This is a genomic window from Rhodococcus sp. (in: high G+C Gram-positive bacteria), assembly GCF_049286785.1.
In the GTDB taxonomy this organism is placed as follows: domain Bacteria; phylum Actinomycetota; class Actinomycetes; order Mycobacteriales; family Mycobacteriaceae; genus Rhodococcus_F.
On record NZ_JBAQEO010000796.1, the window covers coordinates 1 to 6,166 of the forward strand.

Consider the following 6,166-nt stretch of genomic DNA (forward strand, 5'->3'; position numbering starts at 1 on the left):
GTCACGGATTTCACACCCATCCCGGCCAGTGCGACGAGCGCCGGGCGGGCCGTGCCGCCTGCACCGACGACCACAGCGTCCGACCCCGAGATGTCACCGATACCGGCGTCGGTGAGGGCGCCGCTGACACCGTCGACGTCGGTGCAGTCGGCGCACCACCCGCCGTCGATGCGGACAAGGGTGTTGGCGGATCCTATGATCGCCGCTCGATCGGTCCGCTCGGTCGCGAACTCGAGCGCGGCAATCTTGCCCGGCATCGTGACGGACAGACCGACCCACTCCGGGCCCAGACCCGACACGAGGCCCGGCAACTGCTCGCCGGTGCATTCGATGCGTTCATACGTCCAGCCGGTCAGGCCCAGAGCACGGTACGCCGCGATGTGCAGCTGCGGCGATCGGGAATGGGCGATCGGGCTGCCGAGCACACCTGCCTTTCGGAAGGCCCCCTTCGGGGAGGTCACGCCGTCACCGTCCACTGTCGAGAATTCCGTTGTTCATCGCCTTGTCGATGTTCGTCAGGTGTTCGTCGTAGTTCTTGGTGAAAAGTGTCGTTCCCCCGGAGTCCACGGTGACGAAATAGATCCAGTCGCCGGGTTCCGGCGATTCGACCGCCTCGAGCGCAGCGATGCTCGGAGAGGCGATCGGCGTCGCGGGCAGTCCGGGGCTGGCGTAGGTGTTCCAGGGCGTGACCTCGGCGCGATCGGCGTCCGTGGTGGCCAGTTCGGTGGTGTCGAGTGCGTAATTGACCGTCGAATCGAACTGCAGCGCCTGGTCGACGGCAAGACGATTCAAGATGACCCGAGCCACCTTCGGGAAGTCTGCGGGCATGGCCTCGCGTTCCACCAGCGACGCGGCGATCAGCATCTTGTACGGGGTGAGTCCCACCTGGTTTCCGGCAGTGAGAATCCCCGTTTCCTCGTAGTTGGCGGCGCTTTCGGTGACCAGCTGCCGCAGAATCTCGGCCGGATCGGCCGTGGGATCGAAATCCCAGCTGCCGGCAGCGATCAGCCCTTCGAGCTGACGGTCCCGATCAGGCACCCCGGCGACCGCGTCCTTGGCCCAGCCGGGAACACCGAGCTGGTTCAGGTCGCCGGCACCGGCCCTGTCGAGATCGTCGTAGCTGATGCATTGCCGAGCTTCGGCCTGGCCGATGCAGCTGGCCTCGGAGATCAGGGTGTAGATCCCCTTCTTCTTCGCTCCGGTCTGCACGTCGGTGTTGTCGTGCAGCTGGCGCCCCTCCGAAATGATCATCTGTCCCACGCGGGACGTCGGATCGATCAACTCCCGCACGGCGTCCGCGGCCGGCAGCTTCGTCGACAGGCTGTAGTAACCGGGCTGTACCGAATTCATCGCGGGGTTCTGGACCGCGGCATTGAAGAAGGCCGAGCCGCTGGCAACCACGTCACGCTCGGCCAGAGTGCTTGCGATCTCGTGCGCGGTGTCACCCGAATCGACCTGGACGACTACCGGGGGGCCGCCGGGGCCTGCGTAATCGGCGGGCGCATCGGAGCCTCCGAAGAAGAGCTTGCCACCGACGAAGACCAACCCGGCGAGGACGACCAGCACGGTGGCGGCGGCCAGCGCACCGACAACCTTGCGACGGATGCGCCCACCGGACCCACCCGATTGCCTGCGGTGTCGCTCGACCGCACGCGGTTCCGCCCGGGTCCGCGCCACGGGCACTTCCCTGGGGAGGGCCGGGATGATCTGGGTCTCGGCATCCTCGAATGCCGCGTTCGGCCTGGTGTACGGCGGGTCGTACGTGCCGTCCGGAGGTGCGTCGTCGATGGACGCTTCGTCGTAGTCGTACTCGTGCTCGTACTCGTGGTCGTCGCCGCGGTAGGTATGGTGGCCCGACGACTGCTGGGCGTAGGCGTCCCGACCGGACGGATACGGCTCATCGACACCGCCGGACGGGTACGGCTCATCGACACCGCCCGGAGGCGCGTGGTCGAACGTTTCGTCGTCTTCGAGGTATCGATGCCGCCGCGGCTCCCGATCGACGAAATCGAAATCCGCTTCATCCCCCGACGCACGCCGATGGTTACTCACTGGTCTGCCTCCGGTCGCGGTGCGTTCCCACCTGAATCGCCTGCGTTCACCGACCTGCTCCGCTCGTCCAACCATCCCTGCAAGATCGCCACCGCCGCCGCCTGGTCGATCACCGAACGCTGGCCTCGTGCCTTGACGCCACTCTCGCGAAGCGCCCGCGAAGCGGTGACGGTTGTCAGACGTTCGTCCGTCATCCGCACCGGGATCGGGTCCAGCCTTCTCCGCAATCGCTTCACGAACGCGATAGCGATCGAGGCGGCTTTTCCTCGTTCGCCCCGCAAGGTCTGCGGCAGACCGACGATAACCTCCACTGCCTCGTATTCCGCGACAATCTCGGCAATTCGCCGGATATCCGGCGCGTCGGGTCCGCGTTCCGTCGACCGCGGCACCGTCTCGACCGGAGTCGCCAGTATCCCGTCGGGGTCGCTCGACGCCACCCCGATGCGCACGCTGCCCACGTCGACGCCGATACGGCGGCCGCGCCCAGGGTCGTCGACTCCAGGTCGATCCGCACCCTGTTCCGCGTGCACCACCGCTACTTGTTCCCCACCTTGTCCGCCACCAGTCGACGGACTGTGTCGAGCGCCGCTGCCACCCCGCTTGCATCGGAACCGGAACCCTGCGCCATGTCGGTCTTTCCGCCGCCGCGGCCACCGATGGCCGGACCGAATCCCTTGACGAGATCGCCTGCCGACACGCCAAGTTCCTGCGCCGGCTTGTTGACCGCAACCACGAAGGGAACCTTTGCGTCGACGTCGCCGAGCAGCACGACGACCGCGGGCTGAGCGCCGAACCTGCCGCGAATATCGGTCACGAGTCCGCGCAGGTCGTTGCCGCCCACCCCGGCCGGGGCGCCCTCGGCCACCAGGAGAACCGGGCCCACGCGCTGGGCCTTGTCCACATAGGTGGCGGCGGAGGACAGCACGGCCTGTGCGCGGGTCTGCTCGAGTTCCTTCTCGGCCACACGCAGTCGTTCCACCAGCGCCTCGACACGGGCGGGAACCTCTTCGGAGGGCACCTTCAACGACGCCGACAGACCTGCCAGCAATGCACGTTCCTTCGCCAGGTAGCGGTACGAGTCGAGGCCGACGTACGCCTCGACTCGGCGCACGCCCGAACCCACGGACTGCTCACCGAGCAGCGTGACGTTGCCGATCTGGGACGAGCTGCCCACGTGCGTTCCGCCGCAGAGTTCCATCGAGAACGGTCCGCCGATCTCGACGACCCGTACCTCGTCGCCGTAATTCTCACCGAACAGCGCCATGGCGCCCATGGCTTTGGCCTTGTCGAGGTCGGTGACGAAGGTGTTGACGGCGTAGTCGGCAGCCACAGCCTCGTTGGTGACCGCTTCGATGTCCTGCTTCTGCGACTCGGAGAGCGCACCCTGCCAGGAGAAGTCGAAGCGCAGGTATCCGGGCTTGTTGAGCGACCCGGCCTGGACGGCGTTGGGGCCCAGGACCTGTCGCAGCGCCGCGTGCACCATGTGTGTGCCGGAGTGCCCCTGCGTGGCGCCCTTGCGCCAGTGCGGGTCGACCTGCGCCAAGACCACGTCGCCCTCGGCGATCTCGCCTTCCTGCACGGTCACCTTGTGGACCCACAGCTTCTTGGCGATCTTCTGGACGTCGTTCACCTTCACCCGCAGGCCCGGCCCGGTGAGCGTGCCGAGGTCGGCGATCTGCCCACCCGACTCCGCGTACAGCGGGCTGCGGTCGAGGATCACCTCGACATCTTGTCCTGCGGACGCGACAGGCACTCGTCGCCCCTGCGAGACCAGGGCCAGCACATGTGCCTCGGAGACCAGCTCGTGGAAACCGGTGAACTCGGTCGGGCCGCGGTCGAGCATCTCCTTGTAGACGGAAAGGTCGGCGTGCGCATGCTTACGTGCCTGCGCATCGTCCTTGGCGCGCTGACGCTGTTCCGCCATGAGCGCGCGGAAGCCCTTTTCGTCGACCGAAAGGCCTGCCTCCGCCGCCATCTCGAGGGTCAGGTCGATGGGAAACCCGTACGTGTCGTGCAACGCGAATGCCTGATCGCCGCCGATCACCGTACTGCCGGAGGACTTGACCGACGCGGCGGCACCTTCGAACAGCTTGGAACCGGATGTCAGTGTCTTGAGGAAGGCCGTCTCCTCGCCCACCGCGACGGTCTCGATGCGCCCGAAGTCGCTGGCGAGTACCGGGTAGGACGGAGCCATCGTGTCGCGCACGACGGTGATGAACTCGCGCATGCTGGGCTTGTCTGCGCCGAGCAGCTTCGCCGAACGGACGATGCGTCGCAGCAACCGGCGCAGCACGTAGCCGCGGCCGTCGTTGCCGGGGTTGACGCCGTCCGCGATGAGCATCGCCGCTGTACGGGCGTGATCGGCGATTACGCGGAACCGGACGTCGGCTTCATGGTCGACACCGTATTTCCGGCCGGACAATTCCTCGGCCTTGGCGATCACCGGACGGACCAGGTCGGTCTCGTACACGTTGTCGACTCCCTGCAGCAGGAACGCGACGCGCTCGACACCCATCCCGGTGTCGATGTTCTTCTTCGGCAGCGGGCCGAGGATCTCGAAGCTGTCCTTGCCGCCCCCGAGTCCGCGCTCGTTCTGCATGAACACGAGGTTCCAGATCTCGATGTACCGGTCCTCGTCGGCCTCCGGACCGCCCTCGACGCCGTACTCCGGACCGCGGTCGAAGTAGATCTCCGAGCAGGGTCCGCAGGGGCCGGGAATGCCCATGGACCAGTAGTTGTCGGCCATCCCGCGGCGCTGGATCCGTTCCTCGGGAATGCCCACCTCGTCCCGCCAGATGTCGCGGGCCTCGTCGTCGTCCAGGTACACCGTGACCCAGATCCGCTCGGGATCGAACCCGTATCCACCGTCTTCGACGCTCGAGGTGAGCAGCGACCACGCGTGTGTGATGGCTTCACGCTTGAAGTAGTCGCCGAACGAGAAGTTGCCGGCCATCTGGAAGAAGGTGTTGTGCCGGGTCGTGATGCCCACGTTCTCGATGTCGAGGGTGCGGACACACTTCTGGACACTGGTGGCCGTCGGATACGGCGGCGTCTGCTGTCCGAGGAAGAACGGCACGAACTGCACCATTCCGGCGTTGACGAACAGCAGGTTCGGATCGTCGAGAATCAGCGAGGCGCTGGGTACCTCGGTGTGGCCCGCCTTGACGAAATGGTCGAGGAAGCGCCTGCGGATCTCGTGGGTCTGCACCTGAGTTGCCCTTCGCGTGTGACAGTGATTGACACCGATCGCACCGCGGACACGGCTGATCGGCCACTGCCCAGCTTAACGGTCGAGTCAGGTCGATTCCGCGGGGCGCTCGCCGGTGCTTGCAGGCTGCCGGACTGTGGTGACACGGAACACGCCGGGGTGCCCACAACGGGAGTCGTACTTCAACCTCGCACGATGCGTCGCAGCTTCCCCACCCGCAGCCCGATCTCACGTTCGACGCCGTGGCCGGTGGGCTGGTAGTAGTCGACGCCGACCAGTTCGTCCGGCGGATACTGCTGTGGCAACACGCCGTCGGGGTGGTCGTGAGGGTAGCGATATCCGACCGCGTTGCCGAGTTTCGCCGCACCCGCGTAGTGACCGTCCCGCAGGTGGGAAGGAACGAGTCCCGCCTTCCCGGCGGCGACGTCGGCCATCGCCGCACCCAGCGCCGCGATCACCGCCCCGGATTTCGGCGCGGTCGCGAGATGAATGGTGGCCTGGGCGAGCGCGAGGCGCGCCTCCGGCATTCCGATCAGTTGCACCGCCTGGGCCGCGGCGGTCGCGCTCTGCAGCGCCGTCGGGTCCGCCATTCCGACATCCTCGCTGGCATGCACCACCAGCCTCCTCGCGATGAAGCGCGGGTCTTCGCCGGCGGTCAGCATCCGAGCCAGGTAGTGAAGCGCGGCGTCGACGTCCGATCCCCGGATGGACTTGATGAAGGCACTGATCACGTCGTAGTGCTGGTCGCCGTCGCGGTCGTACCGCACCGCAGCCTTGTCGACGCTGGCCTCGACCGTCGCGAGATCGAGCAGCACCGGCCGCTGCGCCTCCCCTGCCTGGTCGAGTGCCGCGGCCGCGGCCGCCGCGAGCGCGGTGAGCGCGCGGCGGGCGTCACCGGCCGCCAAC

3 protein-coding genes and 2 pseudogenes are annotated in these 6,166 nt (G+C 67.0%); all 5 read right to left on the minus strand.

Features of this window, described 5'->3' with window-relative positions:
- Positions 1–461: pseudogene (locus WAW17_RS28780) on the minus strand (shikimate dehydrogenase); the annotation flags it as partial.
- 4 nt (positions 462–465) lie between these two features.
- Entirely contained in the window at positions 466–2,052 is a 1,587-nt protein-coding gene (gene mltG, locus WAW17_RS28785; protein WP_422336265.1) for an endolytic transglycosylase MltG, read from the minus strand.
- Complete coding sequence (gene ruvX / locus WAW17_RS28790) at positions 2,049–2,585, minus strand: Holliday junction resolvase RuvX (protein WP_422336266.1); 537 nt, start codon at positions 2,583–2,585, stop codon at positions 2,049–2,051. Before ruvX ends, mltG begins: the two co-directional genes overlap by 4 nt.
- Before the next feature lie 2 nt (positions 2,586–2,587).
- Positions 2,588–5,260 (minus strand): alanine--tRNA ligase, encoded by a 2,673-nt coding sequence (gene alaS, locus WAW17_RS28795; RefSeq protein ID WP_422336267.1) that lies wholly within the window; start codon positions 5,258–5,260, stop codon positions 2,588–2,590.
- Positions 5,261–5,442: 182 nt separating this feature from the next.
- Positions 5,443–6,166, minus strand: a pseudogene (locus WAW17_RS28800) (replication-associated recombination protein A); the annotation flags it as partial.